This window comes from Paenibacillus jiangxiensis, assembly GCF_046098255.1.
Taxonomy (GTDB): domain Bacteria; phylum Bacillota; class Bacilli; order Paenibacillales; family Paenibacillaceae; genus Paenibacillus; species Paenibacillus jiagnxiensis.
In genome coordinates, this window is sequence record NZ_JBJURI010000002.1 from 281,561 (window position 1) to 299,182 (window position 17,622).

Here is a 17,622-nt window from a genome sequence, read left to right on the forward strand (position 1 = left end):
GTCTGTGAGCGAGATTAAAGTACCCGCAATGGGGGAATCCATTACTGAAGGAACAATTTCCAGATGGCACGTTAAAGAAGGGGATGCGGTATCCCAAGGAGACGTCCTGCTGGAGCTGGAAACGGATAAAGTCAATCTGGAGATCAGTGCCGAAGAGTCCGGCGTGCTCGAGAAAATTATCCGGCAGGAAGGGGAGACGGTAGAGATCGGAGAATCCGTCGGTGTGATCGGCAGTGGTGCGGGTGTAAGTCCTGCCGCTCCTCCTGCCACCACGGAGGCAGCTTCAGCCCCGGCTGAAGTCAGCCCCCCTTCCGTTCCTTCCAAGGGTGACGACAAGCAGCTCACCGGCAGCGGCACGGCAGTCGTGCCACCGCCAAGCGACAGTTCGCAAAAGGCCTCCCCATCCGCCCGCAAGCTGGCGCGTGAGCGCGGCATTGATCTGGGTGAAGTTCAGGGAAGAGACCCAATGGGACGGATTTATCAGGATGATGTGAAAACTCACACTTCTGGCGCTGCTCCGGCTGTTCAGCCGCCTGCGCCGCAGGCTCCTGCCAAATCGGCGGCCGCAGCCCAGCCGGAAGGCGGGTACGGCAAGCCGGTTGAACGCCAGCGGATGAGCCGCCGCCGGGCAACCATCGCCAAGCGTCTCGTTGAAGCTCAGCATACGGCAGCGATGCTGACTACCTTTAATGAGGTCGACATGACGGCGATCCTGGAGGTGCGCAAGCGCAGAAAAGACAAATTCAAGGAAAAGCATGATGTTGGCCTGGGCTTCATGTCCTTCTTCACGAAGGCGGTTGTCGGCGCGCTCAAGCAGTTCCCGACGGTGAATGCGGAAATTGATGGCGATGAAGTTGTGCTGAAGAAATTTTATGATATCGGTATCGCCGTTTCCGCCAAGGAAGGTCTGGTTGTTCCGGTCGTGCGGGATGCGGACAGACTGGGATTTGCGGAAATCGAGAAAAGCATTGCTGAGCTGGCGAACAAGGCGCGTTCCAACACGCTGGCCTTGTCCGATCTGCAGGGCGGCACCTTTACAATTACCAATGGCGGGGTATTCGGTTCATTGCTCTCAACGCCAATTTTGAACACTCCTCAGGTGGGGATTCTGGGCATGCACAAGATCCAGATTCGTCCGGTTGCCATCGATGAGGAACGCATGGAGAACCGTCCTATGATGTATATTGCCTTGTCCTATGATCACCGCATTATCGACGGCAGCGAAGCCGTACGCTTCCTGGTGACGGTCAAGGAGCTGCTGGAGGATCCTGAATCGCTTCTGCTTGAAGGATAAGGGATAACACACGGCGAACTATTAAAGGCAGACTGCGCTTTAGCGGTCTGCCTTTTTTGAATGGACTATATATGGAAGGGCCTGGTGAACGCATGAGTGTCGAATGGAAAGACAGGTATCCGATAGGAGAATTTGAGGCGCCTGATCGGATTACGGATGAACTGCTGCAGTCCTGGATTAAGGACATCGCTGAGCTGCCTGCCAAGCTGCGCTCCGCTGTAGAGGGGTTGAATGAGGAGCAGCTGAATACCCCTTATCGGGACGGAGGCTGGACGGTGCGGCAGGTGGTTCACCATGTGGCCGACAGCCATATCAACAGCTACGTACGGTTCAAGCTGGCTTTGACGGAAGACGGTCCCACCATCAAGCCTTATGATGAAGGCCGCTGGGCGGAGCTTCCCGATGCCAGACAGCTGCCTGTTGAAGTATCGCTAAGTCTGCTGGACTCGCTCCATGAGCGGTGGACAACGCTGCTGCATTCCTTTGGGCCCGAGCAGTTCAGCCGTTCGTTTATTCATCCGGAATCGGGTGTGGTCAGTCTGGAGACGGCCACAGGGCTGTATTCCTGGCATGGAAGGCATCATACGGCGCACATCACTTCATTGGCAAAGCGTATAGGGTGGTAGTTGGGGAATGAAATTACATGAAAAAAGAGCATCCTCCGCCTTTTCCAGGCGCGAATGATGCTCTTTTTTGTCTTATCTAGAGGATACTGTCGAAAAATGACGCCGCAGCCAGCCAATCGCGTCGGCTATCACTTCTTCCCGGTTGATTTCATGCAGCATTTCATGCCGCCCGTCAGGATACAGCTTATATTCCACCCGTTCCATTCCCAGCTCCTTATACAATTGAAACAAGGAGAGAACGCCTTTGCCAAACATGCCGACAGGGTCTCTGTCACCGGCGAAAATATATACCGGCTTTGTTTTATCGATTTTAACGAGAGACTCTGGTAGATGAATCTCCTGCAAAAGCCTGAAAAAAGAACGGAAGAAGTCGGTCGTGCAAATGGCACCGCATAGAGGGTCCTGAATAAAGCGGTCAACCTCCTCCGGGTCCCGTGACAGCCAGTCAAAGCCGGTCCTCGCCGGGCGGAAGGAGCGGTTAAACCCGCCGAATACGATGGCGTTTAGCAGCAAGCTGCGGTGTTCGCTCCCCTGCAGCATCCCTTGGATGACAGCCAGCCTTTCCCCGAAGCGAAGCAGCTTGCGGGGGCCGTTGGTGCCTGAAAGGATAAAACCGTCGTAGGACTGCTCCGGGTCGCACATCACCTTTTGTGTCAAAAAGGAACCCATGCTGTGCCCGAACAGGATGCGAGGCACGCCCGGGAATTCCATAGACGCAATCTCCCCGACTTCGATTAGATTGCGGGCCATTCGGTTAAAGGCATCCGGTCCCGGGTTGCCCAAGCTGTTCGGTGAGGCTGCGGTTTGGCCATGTCCGATATGATCATTGGCGTATACGGCATAACCGCTAGCTGTCAGGTACTCCGCCAGTTCCAGATAGCGGTAGGCCGTTTCGCACATGCCGTGCGCGATTTGCACGATACCGTGCACGTCTGCTTCGTTGTCAGGCAGCCAGCGGTACACAAATACGTTATGTCCGCCATGATCCCACATGGTAAACGTATGTTCTTTCATCTGTGGCGTCACTTCCTTGAATGTGAACGGTCGTCCGTGCTGGGTATGGACCTGCTTAAGATATCAGAAAGTATAAACTTCCTGGAATAAGCCTCCTGATATCGCAAGAAAAACTTCCGCTAAATGCGGTCTGTCTTCTGTGAATGTACGTCGATAGACGTTTTTCTTATGGAAGGTAGGATCTCAGCACGGTGCCTTCCCCGGCCAGGGAATACGCCCCGAGGTTGGCCGGCAGCAGGAAGCAGTCTCCCGCTTTGTAGGCCAGGGAATCGCTGCCGTTATCCCATGCAAGCGATCCGTTTCCTTCGCATACAATCAGGATGGTGAAGCTGTCGTGGGTCGTGGACAAATCCCACTTTCCGCTTACAATACCCTTTTCCACCGTAAAATAGTCACAGGTTGCAAGCTGCAGCCATTCCCCGGCCTTGGCTCCCGATGTTTTCATGGAGGTTGCTCCCGCCCCTTCGAAGGAGGTTACCTTCAGGGAATCCTCAATATGCAGCTCACGCGGCTTGCCGTCCAGTCCAGGGCGGTTGTAATCGTAAAGCCGGTATGTAGTATCCGAATTTTGTTGGATTTCCGCTACGAGCACACCTGCGCATAAAGCATGCACCGTTCCGGCCGGGATAAAGAAGGTGTCTCCTGCTTGCACCGGAACCTGGTTCAGATGCTCCATGATGGTTCCGTTTTCAAGTGCCGTGCGCATGCTTTCCGGGGTAACGCCGTCCTTAAGGCCGTAGATGATCTTGGCGTCCGGCTTTGCATCCAGTACATACCACATCTCCGTTTTACCCAGCTCGCCTTGTGGCAGACCCTCGTAGCTGTCTGTCGGATGGACTTGAACGGACAGGTCGTCATTGCAGTCCAGCAGCTTTATCAGAAGTGGAAAGCGGCCACCCTTTTCAGAAACGCCTTTGCTGCCGAGCCATTCCGTACCGAATTGCTCACGGAGCTCGTCCAGTCCTTTTCCGGTCAGAGGACCGTTGACCACAGACGTTGTGCCGTTGGCATGGTCTGCAATCATCCAGCCTTCGCCGATGTGTCCTTCCGGCGGGGTGAGGCCGAATCGTTCCAGGGCTCTGCCGCCCCAGACTCTTTCTTTAAATTCAGGTTGAAATTGCAGCGGATAAGGTTTCAGCATGATTTCTCTCTCCTTCATCGTTAAAGTTTTCATAAAATTCAACGTATTTTTCAATTGATGATACCATGATGCCTACATGCTCGATTTTGGTTACTGCCTGATGCGCGGACCGCCTTTCTTTAAGAGTTTTATGTAAGGCGACCGGGAAACCCAGGTTATCCGGCCGTGCCTATCTGTAAGTGGCTACAGCTTATGTGCTTTCTTCTCCACGGCAATGATGTAAGGAGCCGAGGGACGCTGCAGCTGCCGATAGATAATGCTTTGGAAGCCGTCCGCAGGCAGTGTGGCGGCCCATTCGGTAACCGCAAGGGCTTCTTCCTCTCCGCCGGGATGGCCGGGGTAAAGCACTGCCGTCAGGATGCCACGCGGACGGAGTACCATGAGGGCGGCGTTCATGGCCGGAATGGTGCTGTCCAGTTTCGTAATGACGGCGGGATCAGCTCCTTCGGCCGGCAGATAGCCCAGATTGAACATGACGGCAGACACGGTCCCGCGCAGCTCTACAGGCAGCTTGTCGCGTATCAGGGCATGGCTCTCATGCAGCAGGGTCACCTGCCCGAGGGGACCAGCCACCTTGTCGAGACGTTCCTGCGTCAGGCGCAGAGCTTCTTCCTGAATATCGAAGCTGAAGACGCGGCCGCGTCTGCCCACGGTCTTGGCGAGGAACAGGGTGTCCGCACCTGTGCCTGCCGTCGCATCCACTGCCACGTCTCCCGGTTGAACCCTTGCGGTGACAAGCTGGTGGGCATAGCTGAGAACCGACAGGAAACCCATCAGGCATTCCTCCAGTATTTGCCCTGCCATGAATCGCGGGCCTTCAACTCTTTATCTATCCCGTTGAGGACCTCCCATTTCCGCAATGACCACATCGGACCGATCAGCAGATCTCGCGGCGCATCGCCGGTCAGCCGGTGCACGATCATTTCAGGCGGGAGGAATTCCAGCGTATCGACAATCAGCTTGATATATTCGTCCATTTCCAGGAAGCGGAGAAGACCGGCCTCGTACTGCTTGACCATGGGCGTTTTGCGCATCAGGTGCAGCAGGTGGATTTTAATGCCCTGTACATCCATCTTGGCTACGGCACGGCCGGTATTCAGCATCATCTCATGTGTTTCCTGGGGAAGGCCGTAAATGATGTGGGCACAGACGCGTATGTTGCGTTTGCGCAGCTTTTCCACCGCATCCAGATAGCACTGGGTATCGTGGGCCCGGTTAATCAGCTGCGAGGTGGATTCGTGAACGGTCTGCAGCCCCATTTCCACCCACAGATACGTCCGCTCATTCAGCTCTGCAAGATAATCCACCACATCATCGGGAAGGCAGTCAGGGCGCGTGGCGATGGATAGACCGACAACTCCCGGCTGCTCCAGTATCACCTCGTAATATTCGCGCAGCTCCTCGACAGGGGCATATGTGTTGGTGTATGCCTGAAAGTAGCCGATGTATTTGGCGTTTGGCCATTTCAAATGCTGCCTGTCCCGGATCGTATTGAATTGGGTCACCAGATCATCGCGCCGTCTTCCGGCGAAATCCCCCGACCCGCGGGCACTGCAGAAGGTGCAGCCTCCCGTGGCAATTGTTCCGTCCCTGTTGGGACAGGTAAAGCCGGCGTCAAGCATGACCTTGAATGTTTTTTCCTGAAACTGCTCGCGCATCTCATAATTCCAGGTATGGAACCGTTTGTCCCCCCACAAGGCAGGGGGGGTAAGCAAGTTTGAATTCATATGTGCTCCCTCTATATATTTTGAGAACGCTAGGGCTCTCATTTCAGACGTCCAGACTCTGTTTATTGTACCAAAAAACAGCTTCAAATGGGAATTAGCCAAAAGGAGTAATAGCGGAATTTCAGCGCAGAAAAGGCTTTGCGACAATTGAAATACATTACATGATGTGTTATATTGAAAGCGGAACCAGAAGTTGAAGCAAACATTGCTGATCCAGTTCTGTCCACACATTTTACAGGTCCGGTCCACTAAAAAATAACCGTGAGGTGATCAGGATGAATACGCCCAGCCATCAGCGCCCTGAGAAGATATTGGTTGAATTGACGTTCGATGAGGCACTTGCACTGACAGGGGTGCGTTATCCGGCAAATCAGCATATCGGAACAAGTGCCAGACAAAAAATTCGTGCCGCATGTGAAAAGACATTTGATTTCTCCCCCAAGGATAAGGTAGACTATGAACTACTGACTTAGTTGGACCCCAATCCAAATATATCGAAAAAGGAATTTCTTTCCGTTAATCATCCTGAGTGACGGTGGGGATTCCTTTTTCACTTTATACGTCTTGAATTTTCCGTTTACTTTTGCCGTGAAGTTCGGCACAATATTGCAGGGGACATGAATGCAAATCATGCGGTCCAACAAGATTATAAGGCATAATGGAGGAGTAACATGCGTTTACGCGGCAGAAAAGGAATTCGCGAAAGTCTGGAAGAGCAGCAGGATCTGGTCATTCTGCAGCCAGCGCAATATAAAGGGCAGTGGGCACGCCTATTTGGCAACGACCGTCCCATCCATGTTGAATTTGGCATGGGCAAGGGTCAGTTTATCAGCCAGATGAGCGTCCGCAACCCGGAGATCAATTATATCGGTTTTGATATGTACGACGAGCTTGTGCGCCGGGCCAGTGAGAAGGCACGTGCCGCCTGGGGCGGAACAGAAGCGGATTCGCCGCCTAACGTCAAGCTTGCCCTGGCAAACATTGAACGTATTGAAGAAGTGTTCGAGGCGGGTGAAATCGAGCGCATTTATTTGAATTTTTCAGATCCGTGGCCGAAGAAAAAGCATGCCCGCCGCCGTCTGACGCACCCCCGTTTCCTGCAGGTCTATTCCCGATTGCTGAACAGCCGGGGGGAAATTCATTTTAAAACCGATTCGGAAACGTTGTTTGAGTCTTCCCTGAACTCGATTGCGGACAGCGGCATGCAGATGACGAACATCTCCCTGAATCTGCACCGGGACGGCATCAATGAAGAGCATGTCATGACGGAGTATGAGCAGAAATTTATGGGCAAAGGGATGAATATTCATCGTGTTGAGGTGCTTGTAGGGGAAGAGGTACTTGTGGAATACAATAAGAGCAGGCTCGATAAGTATGGAATGCGCAGCGGCGGACAGCAATAATTTAATAGCTCCTATAAATAGGACAAGGTGCTCTCTTAGGAGAGCACCTTGTTTCGTTCAAGCATATCCAGAATGCTCAGCGCGCTTTGCATCGGATAATAACGTGCGATGTTTTCGACGTGTTCCTGACGCTTGCGCACAATGTCGGGATAGTCATGCAGCAGCCTGTTCATCCATTTGGCCACCACGTCCGGGGAAGTGATCGTTTCACCGTGCCCCTGGGCCGCAAAATATTGGCTGTTCTCCTCTTCCTGTCCAGGCAGAGGGTTATGGAAAAGCATCGGAATTCCTTTTGCCAGCCCTTCCGAGCAGGTCATGCCTCCGGGCTTGGTGACGAGAAGATCGGACACCTCCATCAGCTTGTCGATTTCGCGGGTGAAGCCAAGCACATGAACATGAGGATGATGAAAACGGTCGTCCCGCAGCATTTTCTGTCGGATTTTTTCGTTATTGCCCACACAAAAAATAATCTGTATCTGATCCTTCCAGCGAAGCAGGAAATCATGAAGCATTACGTCGCTCATGAGCCCCCAGCCCCCGCCCATTACAAGCACGGTCGGCATATCCTTCAGCCCGAATTTGCTGCGGATTTCATCATGCCCGGGATGCTCCCAGAAATCAGGGTGTACAGGAATGCCTGTCACCTGGATTTTGGTGATCGGCACACCCCGCAGCCGCAGCTTCCGCTGAACCTCCTCGGTCGATACAAAATACCTGTCCACCTCAGGGCTGATCCAGGTGCCGTGCGCGTCGTAATCCGTAATGACCGTACATAACGGAACGTGCACCCCAAGACGCTTCAGCCGGGAAATGACGGCGCTGGGGATCGGGTGTGTGCACACGACCAGATCCGGGCGCAGCTGCCGCAATATGCTCCGGGTCTGCGTATAGAACAGCCGGTGTAAGGCAAGTGTCGTAAACCTGCTTAATGATTTTTTATATTGATGACGGTAGACCATGCCGACAAGCCGCGGCTGTGAAGTGACGGTTTTTTTATATGCAGTAATAATCAGCGGAGCCATGCGCGGGTTCAAGAAGCTGCCAAGCTCAAGCACCTTTGTTTGCACATTCGGGGACAGCTTGCGCAGACTGCTTGAGAGCGCGTAGGCCGCTTGTGTATGGCCTGCTCCAAAACCTTCCGATAATAATAATACTCGTTTTTTGGCCACTTTCGGTTCACCTGTCCCTGCTGATTTGTCCTCGAATTTAACCTTATCGGCTTTAGGGCCATAATGCAACTGTTCCTGCCGCCGCAGCGGAGCCTAAAATGGCGCCGGCAATTACGTCGGACGGATAATGCAACCCCAGATAAATGCGGGATATTCCGACAATAAACCCGATCGGTGCCAGAATAAACGTCAAAATCGGCGCTTCGGCCATAAACGGCACCGTCACCGAAAAGATGGCGGTCGTATGTCCGGACGGAAACGAATGGTCCGTCAGCGGATTGCGGAATGTATTTGTATCTGGCAGCGTGATATAAGGCCTTACCCGCGGGTACAGCTTTTTGGCTATCGCTACGGGAATATGGCTTGCCGCGAGGGCGACTAAGGCTTTAGCCCCGGTTTCCGCCCATGGCGAAGGCGCAAGCAGCCAGATCAGAAGCGTAGAGGCGATGGTAAAGGTTGCACCGCCGAGATGAGTCAAATAGTATAGCCAGAAGTTAAGAAAGCGATTATGAAGGCGTCCATTGATCCATTTGAACAGCCGGTGCTCCAAAGTAAGTAGTTTTATGACTAGGCGATCCATATGACTCCTCCGGCGCCGCTTTTTCAGCGGCATTTATTTTCAATTTCTTGATTATAGCGGATAAATGTAATATTACGTTAAAACCATCATATTTTTAAACGCTTCACATTTCAAGAATCAGAAGCCTGGACTTTGGCTTTTTTGACTTCATGCCGCCGAATTGATTAAAATAGTTCAGACTGGTTGCCACAGTGATTCAATCTGTGAGAAAAAAGTTATATAAACTTTAGGATTGAAGCAAAACATTTCTTTTCCCTGGCCCTTCACAAAAAATAGGACAGATGAGCCTTTTTCAGCCAGTCGGGGCTGTCGAAAGGGGGGGCGAAAGAAATAAAAAGCAAGCAAATGGATGAAAATAAGAACTAACCGCCATGAATGAGAGCTTGAAGTGCAGCATTTTCCGTATTTGAGGCTTCCGAGTGCTTTTTCTGGAGCATCCTGCATTTTTAAGCTTTTGACAAACGAGTCAAAACCAAGGAAAATCGAACATGGCAATCTGATGGAAGGTCCAGCTTCACCCAACATCGAAACCGGACAATAAGGGGTCTGCAAAAAAAGGCAAGCGGCCGTCAGATGCTGCTGCCAGGGTCAAGTTACGAACTACAGAAAAGAGTTAGAAAGAAAAGACACGAGTTATTAAAGGGATATTATTAAGGGGGTAACAGAGACCATGCTGGACGCAATTTTTGTGACAGTGCAGGTCATCCTTGCGCTGATCGCAGTCTACCAATTCGCATTCTCTTTGTTCGGTCTGTACCGCAGGAAGAAAAAAGAACAAGCTCCGCCCGTCAAATCGTTCGCGGTGCTTGTGGCAGCGCATAATGAAGAGCAGGTCGTCGGTGCGCTTATGGAAAACCTGAAGCATTTGAATTATCCGAAGGAACTGTACGACGTGTTTGTCATTTGTGATAACTGCACGGATAAAACGGCGGATATCGTACGCAGCCACGGGATGAACGCTTGTGTGCGTACCAATCCGAATCTGCGCGGCAAAGGTTATGCGATTGAGTGGATGCTAAAGGAGCTCTGGAAAATGCCTCGCCAGTATGACGCGATTGTCATGTTTGATGCGGACAACCTGGCGCATCCTGACTTTTTGCAGGAAATGAACAATGATCTTTGTTCCGGTGCCCGTGTAATCCAGGGTTATATAGATACCAAAAATCCCGAGGATTCATGGATTACCGCTGCATACGGCATTTCTTATTGGTACATCAATCGTTTGTGGCAGCTCTCACGCCATAATCTCAATATGGCGAACTTCCTGGGCGGAACCGGCATGTGCTTTGAAACGAACCTGCTCAAGGAAATGGGCTGGGGCGCTACGAGCCTTGTGGAAGACCTTGAATTCACCATGCGCTGCACGCAGCGCAATGTATATCCGAAATTCAACTACGATGCCAAGGTGTATGACGAGAAGCCGCTCACATTCACTGCTTCGTCCAGACAGCGTCTGCGGTGGATGCAGGGACACTTTACGGTGGCGCGCCGTTATTTCTTCCCGCTCCTCTGGCAGAGCATCAAGCAGGGCAGCCTGATCAAATTCGATATGGCTTTGTACGCGATGAACGTATATACGACGTTGTTGACCTTCGTGATGACAGCGGCCATGTGGGTAGACGCCGTCGTGTTCAACGGCCCGAACATCGCCAACTTGTACAATCATATTCCGCTTTGGATCGGCACTCTGGCTATTCTGCTTAACATTGCCACATTTATGACGGCAATGGTCCTGGAGAAGGTGACCTACAAGAAAGTGTATCTGTACCTGATCCTTTTTCCGGTCTACCTGATCTCCTGGTTCCCGATCACGTTCTATGCATTCTTTACTCAAAACAACAAACAGTGGAGCCATACGGAGCATACGCGCGTTGTTCGTCTGGAAGAGGTTCAGAGCAAGCAGGGGTAATAACGAGGCGGTCTTTGGCCGCCTTGGCTCCATTCACTTATAAGCTGAATTTCGAAAAAAAAAGGTTTATTTAGGGTTGACTCACTTTTGATTGTGTGTTAATATGTTTGAGTATGTTAATTGAATATTTTGGATTAACAAGCAGAAGCTTCGGCTTCTCACCTGCCCGGCGCCGGCTGGCTGGTCTTGATCCCATGATTTATGAATGGTTATTTTTCATGATGACTTGTGATTTAGACAGGGATGTCGGCTGATCAGCTGACATCCCTTTTTTAATGTTTCAAACCAAGCTTGACCAATAGGTTCTGGAGGTGGAATGTTATTAGTAAGGAACATATGATCAATGATGAGATTCGGGTGCGTGAAGTTCGTCTGGTAGGACCTGAAGGGGAGCAAATCGGCATCAAGCCGACCCGTGAGGCTTTGCAAATGGCGATCGACCTTAACTTAGATCTGGTGAATGTGGCTCCACAGGCTAAACCGCCGGTATGCCGCATCATGGACTACGGAAAATTCCGTTATGAGCAGCAGAAGAAAGAGAAGGAAGCCCGTAAAAATCAAAAAATCGTTGATGTTAAAGAGGTATGGTTCCGTTCCAACATTGAGGAGCATGATTACCAAACCAAGTTCCGCAATGTGGTGAAGTTTCTGAAGGAAGGGGACAAGGTCAAATGTTCTGTCCGTTTCCGGGGGCGCGAGATTACCCATGCCAACGTAGGCCAGAAAATTCTGGAGCGCGTCAAAGTGGAAGTGGCCGACCTTTGCGTCGTTGAGCGTCAGCCTAAGCTCGAAGGGCGCGCCATGATCATGATTTTGGCTCCAAAGCTTAAAGATAATTGAGGAGGAAGTAACAAATGCCTAAAATGAAAACACACAGCAGCCTGAAAGGCCGCTTCAAAATCACTGGTACAGGCAAAGTAACCCGCTATAAAGCGTACAAAAACCACTTGCTGTCCCACAAATCCAAACGTGCTAAACGTGTCCTTGGAACAAACCCTGAGATGGCTCCGGGGGATGTAAGACGTTTGAAACAAGGGTTGGCTAACCTGAAGTAATTTTGAATATCAACATGCAATTAGCATAAACATTTTTTGGGAGGTCTTTTAATATGGCAAGAGTAAAGGGCGGATTCGTCGTTCGTCGTCGTCATAAAAAAGTATTGAAGCTTGCTAAAGGTTATTTCGGTTCCAAACACCGCATTTTCAAAACGGCTAACGAGCAGGTTATGAAATCTCTCGTGTACGCCTACCGTGACCGTCGTCAGACAAAACGCAACTTCCGCAGACTGTGGATCGTGCGTATCAATGCTGCAGCGCGTCAAAACGGAATGTCCTACAGCAAAATGATGCACGGCCTGAAGCTGGCTGGCGTTGACATGAACCGCAAAATGTTGGCTGAATTGGCTGTTAACGACATCAATGCGTTCAACTCTCTGGCTTCCGTAGCCAAAGAAAAAATCAACGCTTAAGTTAAGCAGCAGGAACCAATCAAATACAGACCGTCGATTTCTCGGCGGTCTATTTTTGTGAAATCATCCAGAGAAGATACATAACTGTCTAGCATCCGCTTAAGCAGTGTGCAAGCTGGGCAAGCTGTATAATAGAGCATCTTCATCTAAATGCTCATAAATGTTCATTTACAGCGGATAATGCTGTGAGTAAAACAGGAAAAAACGAATGAAGATGACATGAAATGATATATTGTTTGTGTTTTGAACAAAATGGAACGCTTTCATTGAAATTTTGTAAAAAAATTGACCAAAGGTTATCAGACTGCTGGATTTTGGGCGGTCATGATTGTATAATCTCTAAAGTAAGTGTCCTGATCCATGATTCTCGACATCTCCAGACATCGTCTCTGGAGAACGGGAATAGGCCAAAGGAACCAACCATAAGGGGGAACAGATTTAGAATGAAGAAATTTTATAGTATGTCTTTGGTCTTGCTGCTGGCCATTTCGGTAATTCTGGCTGGATGCGGCAACAAAAACCAAGGGGCTGCAACCGAAAATGGCGGACAAGCTGCCGGCGGCGGAGAAGCTGCTAAATCCGACGTTAAAATCGGCATGGTTACAGACGTTGGCGGTGTAAACGATAAATCCTTTAACCAATCCGCTTGGGAAGCGCTGGAAGCCGTTCAAACGGAAACCGGTGCAGAAGTTAAATATCTGCAGAGTAAATCCGACCAGGACTACGATCCGAACCTGAATCAGTTCATTAAAGGCGGATACAGCCTGACTTGGGGCATCGGCTTTAACCTTGCGAACGCTATTGGGAAGGCGGCGAAGGAAAACCCGAACAGCAACCTGGCCATCATTGACAGTGTTGTGGATGCTCCAAACGTAAAATCCGTAACATTTGCAGAAAATGAAGGTTCCTTCCTTGTAGGTGTCGTTGCAGGGAAAATGACGAAAACCAATAAAGTCGGTTTTGTAGGCGGACAGGACAGCCCGCTGATCAAACGCTTTGAAGTTGGCTTTACGGCAGGGGTTAAAGCAGTAAACCCTAATGCTCAAGTAGTTGTAAACTACACTGGCGCTTTCGATAAGCCTGACCTGGGTAAAGCCGCTGCTGCAACCATCTACAATAATGGTGCGGATATCATCTTCCATGCAGCGGGGGGAACCGGAACAGGCGTCTTCAATGAAGCGAAATCCCGTGTAAAATCCGGCCAGCAGGTTTGGGTCATCGGCGTGGATAAAGACCAGTCTCTCGAATTCGGCGATGATGTAACACTGACTTCCATGGTTAAGCGTGTAGATGAAGCGGTTAAGAAAGTTTCCAAGGAAGTTGTGGATGGCACCTTTACTCCTGGTACTGAAACCCTGAGCTTGAAGGATAACGGTGTAGGTCTGCCTGAAACAAACAAAAACGTTCCTCAAGATGTGCTGGATACCGTTGAAGAGTACAAACAAAAAATCATCAAGGGCGAAATTAAAGTTCCTGCAGAATAAATCAAGTCTGCAACAATCCGATATTCAGAAGACAAGGCTGGTTCACAATGACCGGCCTTGTTCTTACGTTTGGAGCAAAGCTCCCTAATCATTACCAATTAAAACTTTAAGGGTGATCTCATGGATGCAGCGACTCCCGTCGTTGAGTTAAAGCAAATCACGAAGCGCTTCCCCGGCATCGTCGCCAACGACTCCATCAGCTTGAAGCTGTACAAGGGAGAGATTCATGCTCTGCTTGGTGAAAACGGAGCGGGGAAATCAACGCTTATGAATATCCTTTTCGGCCTGTACCAGCCTGAGGAGGGAATCATCGAAGTAAACGGCAAGCCGGTTGCGATTGATAGCCCCAACAGAGCCATCGAGTTGGGCATAGGCATGGTGCATCAGCATTTCAAACTTGTACAGCCTTTTACAGTAACGGAAAACATTGTACTTGGCTCAGAGCCGCGCAAGGGAGTCAAGCTTGACTATAAAAAAGCTGCTGCTGAAGTGAAACGCCTGTCGGAACAGTATGGTCTGCAGGTCAACCCGGATGCGAAAATACAGGACATCTCGGTCGGCATGCAGCAGCGGGTTGAAATTATTAAAACATTATACCGCGGTGCGGATATCCTCATTTTTGATGAACCGACGGCTGTTCTGACTCCCCAGGAAATCAACGAATTGATGGACATTATGAAAAGGCTTGTTGCCGAAGGCAAATCCATCATTCTGATTACTCATAAGCTGAAAGAAATTATGCATATTTCCGACACGGTCACGATTATCCGCAGAGGCAAGGTTGTGGATACGGTGAAGACGTCGGAGACGACGCCGAATGAACTGGCAGAGAAAATGGTGGGCCGCAGTGTGTCCTTCAAAGTGGACAAGGCTCCGGCGAAGCCGGGCAAGGTTGTTCTGGACGTGAAAGATCTTACCTCCAAAAACAAGGACGGGATTGCCGCACTGAACGGCTTGAGCCTGCAGATTAAGGCTGGAGAAATAGTTGGCATTGCCGGGGTGGACGGGAACGGGCAGAGTGAGCTGATCGAGGCTTTGACCGGACTCCGTAAAGTGGACAGCGGTTCAGTAGCTTTGCTCGGCAAAGACATTACAAACCTGAGCCCACGGCATGTATCAGAAGCAGGCGTTTCCCATATTCCTGAGGACCGGCACAAGCACGGGCTTGTACTGGATTTTTCCATGAGTGAAAATATGGTGCTGGAAACCTATTACAAAGCGCCATATAGCAGAAATGGGTTCCTGAACTTTGATGCGATCAATGAGCAGGCCAAAAGTCTAATCGAACGCTTTGATGTGCGGACGCCAAGCATTCAGACGAAAGCACGCTCTTTGTCGGGGGGGAACCAGCAGAAAGCGATTATTGCTCGTGAGATTGACAAAAATCCGGATTTGCTGATTGCTGCGCAGCCGACACGCGGTCTGGATGTCGGGGCGATCGAGTTCGTGCAGCAGCAGCTGATCGCACAGCGCGATCAGGGCAAAGCCGTACTGCTGATCTCATTTGAGCTGGATGAAATTATGAATGTTTCAGACCGAATTGCCGTTATTTATGAAGGCCAGATTGTCGGCGAAGTGCTTCCGGAAGAGACAAATGATCAGGAGTTGGGCCTGATGATGGCAGGCAGTACGGTGAAGAAAGGAGCAGAGCATGGCTAATTTTCTGAAGTTGTTTACAAAAGACTCCTTCATTCTCGCTATTGTCGCTATTATTATGGGCCTCGTGCTGGGTGCGCTGGTTATGCTGATCGGAGGTTACGATCCGATTGAGGCGTACGGAGCGCTGTTTGAGCGTGTCTATGGGGACACCTATAACTTTGGCGAAGCCATTCGGGAAATGACACCTTTGATTCTGACGGGTTTGGCTTTTGCGTTTGCCGCGAGAGCCGGTCTGTTCAACATCGGCGGTGAAGGGCAGTTTTTGATCGGCATGACCGCCGCTTCCGTAGTTGCAATTCAGCTTAAAGGTCTGCCTGCGATTATTCATGCGCCGCTGGCGGTCATTGCGGGAGCTGTATTCGGCGGATTGTGGGCAGCCATTGCCGGCTACCTCAAGGCCAAGCGCGGAGTGAATGAAGTTATTACGTGTATCATGCTGAACTGGATCGGTCTGTATACTGCGAATCTGGTGATTAACCGGTTCATGCTTCTGGAGGGACAGAACCGTTCGGTTGATATTCAGCCTACGGCGTCTATTTCGATCGATTGGCTGTCCCAAATGATGGGCAATGCGCGCGTGCATTGGGGAACGCTGATCGCAGTGGCTGCCGCGGTATTTTTCTATATCTTTTTATGGAAAACGAAGCAGGGCTATGAGCTGCGCTCCGTAGGGTTCAACCAGGATGCTTCTAAATATGCGGGTATGAACGTTGACCGGAATATCGTCAAAGCCATGTTTATCAGTGGAACGTTCGCTGGACTGGCAGGGGCGTTTGAGGTGCTGGGCGTGTTCCATTATCAGTCGGTAATGGCCAGCTCACCGGGGACAGGCTTTGATGGCATTGCGGTTGCGCTGATCGGCATGAACAACCCGTTTGGTGTTCTGCTGGGGGCAGTGCTGTTTGGAACGCTTACTTATGGCTCTGCAGGCATGAGCTTTGCAGCGGATGTACCGCCTGAAATTACGCGTATTGTGATTGGCTCAATCATTTTCTTTATAGCGGCTCAGGGAATTGTGCGCTGGGTGTTGAAGCCGTTCTATTCCAAACGCAAGAAAGAGAAGGTGTTGTAAATGGACCTCATAACACTTGGCCAAATCATCAATACGACACTCGTTTTTGCGACAGCACTTATTTTTGCATCGCTGGGCGGGATCTTTTCGGAGCGGTCTGGTGTCACGAATCTGGGGATTGAAGGCTTGATGATTTTTGGAGCCTTTGCCGCTGCAATCGGCGGATATTACGCTGAGGATGCCGGGATGGGAGGAACGGCTGCGGCATGGATCGGAGTGCTTGCTGCGATCGTATTTGGTGTGATCGTTTCGCTTATTCATGCAGTTGCGTCCATTACCTTTAAGGCGGACCAGGTGATCAGCGGTATCGTCATCAACTTTTTGGCTGCCGGCAGCACCCTTTACCTGGTTAAGCTCCTGTTCGACGGCTCAGGCGAATCGGAGCTGATTCAGGGTTTTACTAAGCTGAACATCCCGGGTCTAACGGATATTCCGTTTATCGGCAGCGTGTTTTTTAACGCTTATCCAACAACTTATCTGGCCATTATCCTTGTTTTTGCCGGCTGGTATGTTTTGTACAAGACACCGTTCGGTCTTCGTCTGCGCGCAGTCGGCGAGCATCCGAGCGCAGCGGATACCGTTGGTGTCAAAGTTAACCGTTTGCGGTATATCGGCGTCATGATCAGCGGAGCGCTTGCCGGTCTTGGCGGGGCAACCATTACGCTGACTACAACAGGCACCTTCTCTCATAATACGATTTCGGGGCAAGGTTATATTGCGATCGCGGCCATGATTTTCGGGAAGTGGAATCCGATTGGCGCCTTCGGGGCTGCCGTATTTTTCGGATTTTCGCAAGCGATCCGCAACTATGTGCAGCTGTTTGCTTGGTCGCAAAGTATTCCCCAGGAAATTATTTTCATGCTGCCTTACCTGCTCACGATCATTGTGCTGGTAGGCGCGGTGGGCCGTTCCAACGCTCCTGCAGCCTTGGGACAGCCGTATGATCCAGGCAAACGTTAAACCATGTGAATCATCTGGGAGTTGGGGCTGACCCATAAGTCTGTTTGTGATTTTTCAAGCCTCACGTAGAGTCAAATTTCTTTAAGATAAAGGACCGCACAATTCACTTGATGGTG

The 17,622-nt window shown here is 50.7% G+C and carries 19 protein-coding genes; 12 read left to right on the forward strand and 7 right to left on the reverse strand.

Annotation, left to right across the window (positions count from 1 at the left end; genetic code table 11):
- The first annotated feature begins 4 nt into the window (after positions 1–4).
- Complete coding sequence (gene odhB, locus ACI1P2_RS03130) at positions 5–1,294, forward strand: 2-oxoglutarate dehydrogenase complex dihydrolipoyllysine-residue succinyltransferase (protein ID WP_355316737.1); 1,290 nt, start codon at positions 5–7, stop codon at positions 1,292–1,294.
- A gap of 92 nt (positions 1,295–1,386) precedes the next feature.
- Positions 1,387–1,920 (forward strand): YfiT family bacillithiol transferase, encoded by a 534-nt coding sequence (locus tag ACI1P2_RS03135; protein ID WP_355316739.1) that lies wholly within the window; start codon positions 1,387–1,389, stop codon positions 1,918–1,920.
- A 72-nt stretch (positions 1,921–1,992) separates the two neighbouring features.
- On the opposite strand, the gene ACI1P2_RS03140 is transcribed toward ACI1P2_RS03135, so the two are convergent.
- From ACI1P2_RS03140 to ACI1P2_RS03155, 4 genes are all read right to left on the reverse strand, one after another.
- Positions 1,993–2,934, reverse strand: coding sequence for an alpha/beta fold hydrolase (locus ACI1P2_RS03140; RefSeq protein WP_355316741.1), 942 nt, complete (start codon positions 2,932–2,934; stop codon positions 1,993–1,995).
- A 166-nt stretch (positions 2,935–3,100) separates the two neighbouring features.
- On the reverse strand, positions 3,101–4,075 hold the full coding sequence (locus ACI1P2_RS03145) for a type I phosphomannose isomerase catalytic subunit (protein ID WP_355316915.1): 975 nt from the start codon (positions 4,073–4,075) through the stop codon (positions 3,101–3,103).
- Positions 4,076–4,258: 183 nt separating this feature from the next.
- On the reverse strand, positions 4,259–4,849 hold the full coding sequence (locus tag ACI1P2_RS03150) for a class I SAM-dependent methyltransferase (protein ID WP_355316917.1): 591 nt from the start codon (positions 4,847–4,849) through the stop codon (positions 4,259–4,261).
- Positions 4,849–5,802, reverse strand: a complete 954-nt coding sequence (locus ACI1P2_RS03155; protein WP_355316743.1) for a TIGR01212 family radical SAM protein — start codon at positions 5,800–5,802, stop codon at positions 4,849–4,851. Before ACI1P2_RS03155 ends, ACI1P2_RS03150 begins: the two co-directional genes overlap by 1 nt.
- Positions 5,803–6,077: 275 nt before the next feature.
- Between ACI1P2_RS03155 and ACI1P2_RS03160 the strand changes: the two genes are divergently transcribed.
- Both ACI1P2_RS03160 and trmB read left to right on the forward strand, forming a co-directional pair.
- Positions 6,078–6,275: a hypothetical protein gene (locus ACI1P2_RS03160; RefSeq protein WP_355316744.1), complete on the forward strand. Its 198-nt coding sequence runs from the start codon at positions 6,078–6,080 to the stop codon at positions 6,273–6,275.
- A gap of 198 nt (positions 6,276–6,473) precedes the next feature.
- Complete coding sequence (trmB, locus tag ACI1P2_RS03165) at positions 6,474–7,205, forward strand: tRNA (guanosine(46)-N7)-methyltransferase TrmB (RefSeq protein WP_355316746.1); 732 nt, start codon at positions 6,474–6,476, stop codon at positions 7,203–7,205.
- Positions 7,206–7,240: 35 nt separating this feature from the next.
- Here the strand turns inward: trmB and ACI1P2_RS03170 are convergent, their stop codons facing one another.
- From ACI1P2_RS03170 to ACI1P2_RS03180, 3 genes are all read right to left on the reverse strand, one after another.
- On the reverse strand, positions 7,241–8,374 hold the full coding sequence (locus ACI1P2_RS03170; protein WP_355316748.1) for an MGDG synthase family glycosyltransferase: 1,134 nt from the start codon (positions 8,372–8,374) through the stop codon (positions 7,241–7,243).
- A 52-nt stretch (positions 8,375–8,426) separates the two neighbouring features.
- Positions 8,427–8,954: a phosphatase PAP2 family protein gene (locus ACI1P2_RS03175; protein ID WP_355316749.1), complete on the reverse strand. Its 528-nt coding sequence runs from the start codon at positions 8,952–8,954 to the stop codon at positions 8,427–8,429.
- 174 nt (positions 8,955–9,128) lie between these two features.
- Complete coding sequence (locus tag ACI1P2_RS03180; RefSeq protein WP_355316751.1) at positions 9,129–9,506, reverse strand: hypothetical protein; 378 nt, start codon at positions 9,504–9,506, stop codon at positions 9,129–9,131.
- Between the two features lie 118 nt (positions 9,507–9,624).
- Here ACI1P2_RS03180 and ACI1P2_RS03185 point away from each other — a divergent pair, with 118 nt between their 5' ends.
- The 8 genes from ACI1P2_RS03185 (at position 9,625) to ACI1P2_RS03220 (ending at position 17,506) form a co-directional block, all read left to right on the forward strand.
- Positions 9,625–10,863: a glycosyltransferase family 2 protein gene (locus ACI1P2_RS03185; protein WP_355316753.1), complete on the forward strand. Its 1,239-nt coding sequence runs from the start codon at positions 9,625–9,627 to the stop codon at positions 10,861–10,863.
- A gap of 336 nt (positions 10,864–11,199) precedes the next feature.
- Entirely contained in the window at positions 11,200–11,703 is a 504-nt protein-coding gene (gene infC / locus ACI1P2_RS03190) for a translation initiation factor IF-3 (RefSeq protein ID WP_355316754.1), read from the forward strand.
- Positions 11,704–11,717: 14 nt separating this feature from the next.
- Positions 11,718–11,918, forward strand: a complete 201-nt coding sequence (gene rpmI, locus ACI1P2_RS03195) for a 50S ribosomal protein L35 (protein WP_025692214.1) — start codon at positions 11,718–11,720, stop codon at positions 11,916–11,918.
- A gap of 53 nt (positions 11,919–11,971) precedes the next feature.
- Positions 11,972–12,331, forward strand: a complete 360-nt coding sequence (gene rplT / locus ACI1P2_RS03200) for a 50S ribosomal protein L20 (RefSeq protein ID WP_355316757.1) — start codon at positions 11,972–11,974, stop codon at positions 12,329–12,331.
- A gap of 443 nt (positions 12,332–12,774) precedes the next feature.
- Complete coding sequence (locus tag ACI1P2_RS03205; RefSeq protein WP_355316758.1) at positions 12,775–13,815, forward strand: BMP family lipoprotein; 1,041 nt, start codon at positions 12,775–12,777, stop codon at positions 13,813–13,815.
- Between the two features lie 120 nt (positions 13,816–13,935).
- Positions 13,936–15,474, forward strand: a complete 1,539-nt coding sequence (locus tag ACI1P2_RS03210; RefSeq protein WP_355316759.1) for an ABC transporter ATP-binding protein — start codon at positions 13,936–13,938, stop codon at positions 15,472–15,474.
- Positions 15,467–16,546 carry an ABC transporter permease gene (locus ACI1P2_RS03215; protein ID WP_355316760.1) on the forward strand — a complete coding sequence of 360 codons (1,080 nt, stop codon included), beginning with the start codon at positions 15,467–15,469 and terminating at the stop codon, positions 16,544–16,546. The genes ACI1P2_RS03210 and ACI1P2_RS03215 overlap by 8 nt, the downstream gene beginning before the upstream one ends.
- On the forward strand, positions 16,547–17,506 hold the full coding sequence (locus ACI1P2_RS03220) for an ABC transporter permease (protein ID WP_355316762.1): 960 nt from the start codon (positions 16,547–16,549) through the stop codon (positions 17,504–17,506).
- The last annotated feature ends 116 nt before the right edge of the window (positions 17,507–17,622 follow it).

Excerpts from the sequence above, each read along its gene's own strand:
- ACI1P2_RS03135 (WP_355316739.1), top strand. The coding sequence starts at position 1,387 with ATGAGTGTCGAATGGAAAGACAGGTATCCGATAGGAGAATTTGAGGCG.
- ACI1P2_RS03140 (WP_355316741.1), bottom strand. The coding sequence starts at position 2,934 with ATGAAAGAACATACGTTTACCATGTGGGATCATGGCGGACATAACGTA.
- ACI1P2_RS03145 (WP_355316915.1), bottom strand. The coding sequence starts at position 4,075 with ATGCTGAAACCTTATCCGCTGCAATTTCAACCTGAATTTAAAGAAAGA.
- ACI1P2_RS03150 (WP_355316917.1), bottom strand. The coding sequence starts at position 4,849 with ATGGGTTTCCTGTCGGTTCTCAGCTATGCCCACCAGCTTGTCACCGCA.
- ACI1P2_RS03155 (WP_355316743.1), bottom strand. The coding sequence starts at position 5,802 with ATGAATTCAAACTTGCTTACCCCCCCTGCCTTGTGGGGGGACAAACGG.
- ACI1P2_RS03160 (WP_355316744.1), top strand. The coding sequence starts at position 6,078 with ATGAATACGCCCAGCCATCAGCGCCCTGAGAAGATATTGGTTGAATTG.
- trmB (WP_355316746.1), top strand. The coding sequence starts at position 6,474 with ATGCGTTTACGCGGCAGAAAAGGAATTCGCGAAAGTCTGGAAGAGCAG.
- ACI1P2_RS03175 (WP_355316749.1), bottom strand. The coding sequence starts at position 8,954 with ATGGATCGCCTAGTCATAAAACTACTTACTTTGGAGCACCGGCTGTTC.
- ACI1P2_RS03185 (WP_355316753.1), top strand. The coding sequence starts at position 9,625 with ATGCTGGACGCAATTTTTGTGACAGTGCAGGTCATCCTTGCGCTGATC.
- infC (WP_355316754.1), top strand. The coding sequence starts at position 11,200 with ATGATCAATGATGAGATTCGGGTGCGTGAAGTTCGTCTGGTAGGACCT.
- rpmI (WP_025692214.1), top strand. The coding sequence starts at position 11,718 with ATGCCTAAAATGAAAACACACAGCAGCCTGAAAGGCCGCTTCAAAATC.
- rplT (WP_355316757.1), top strand. The coding sequence starts at position 11,972 with ATGGCAAGAGTAAAGGGCGGATTCGTCGTTCGTCGTCGTCATAAAAAA.
- ACI1P2_RS03205 (WP_355316758.1), top strand. The coding sequence starts at position 12,775 with ATGAAGAAATTTTATAGTATGTCTTTGGTCTTGCTGCTGGCCATTTCG.
- ACI1P2_RS03210 (WP_355316759.1), top strand. The coding sequence starts at position 13,936 with ATGGATGCAGCGACTCCCGTCGTTGAGTTAAAGCAAATCACGAAGCGC.
- ACI1P2_RS03215 (WP_355316760.1), top strand. The coding sequence starts at position 15,467 with ATGGCTAATTTTCTGAAGTTGTTTACAAAAGACTCCTTCATTCTCGCT.
- ACI1P2_RS03220 (WP_355316762.1), top strand. The coding sequence starts at position 16,547 with ATGGACCTCATAACACTTGGCCAAATCATCAATACGACACTCGTTTTT.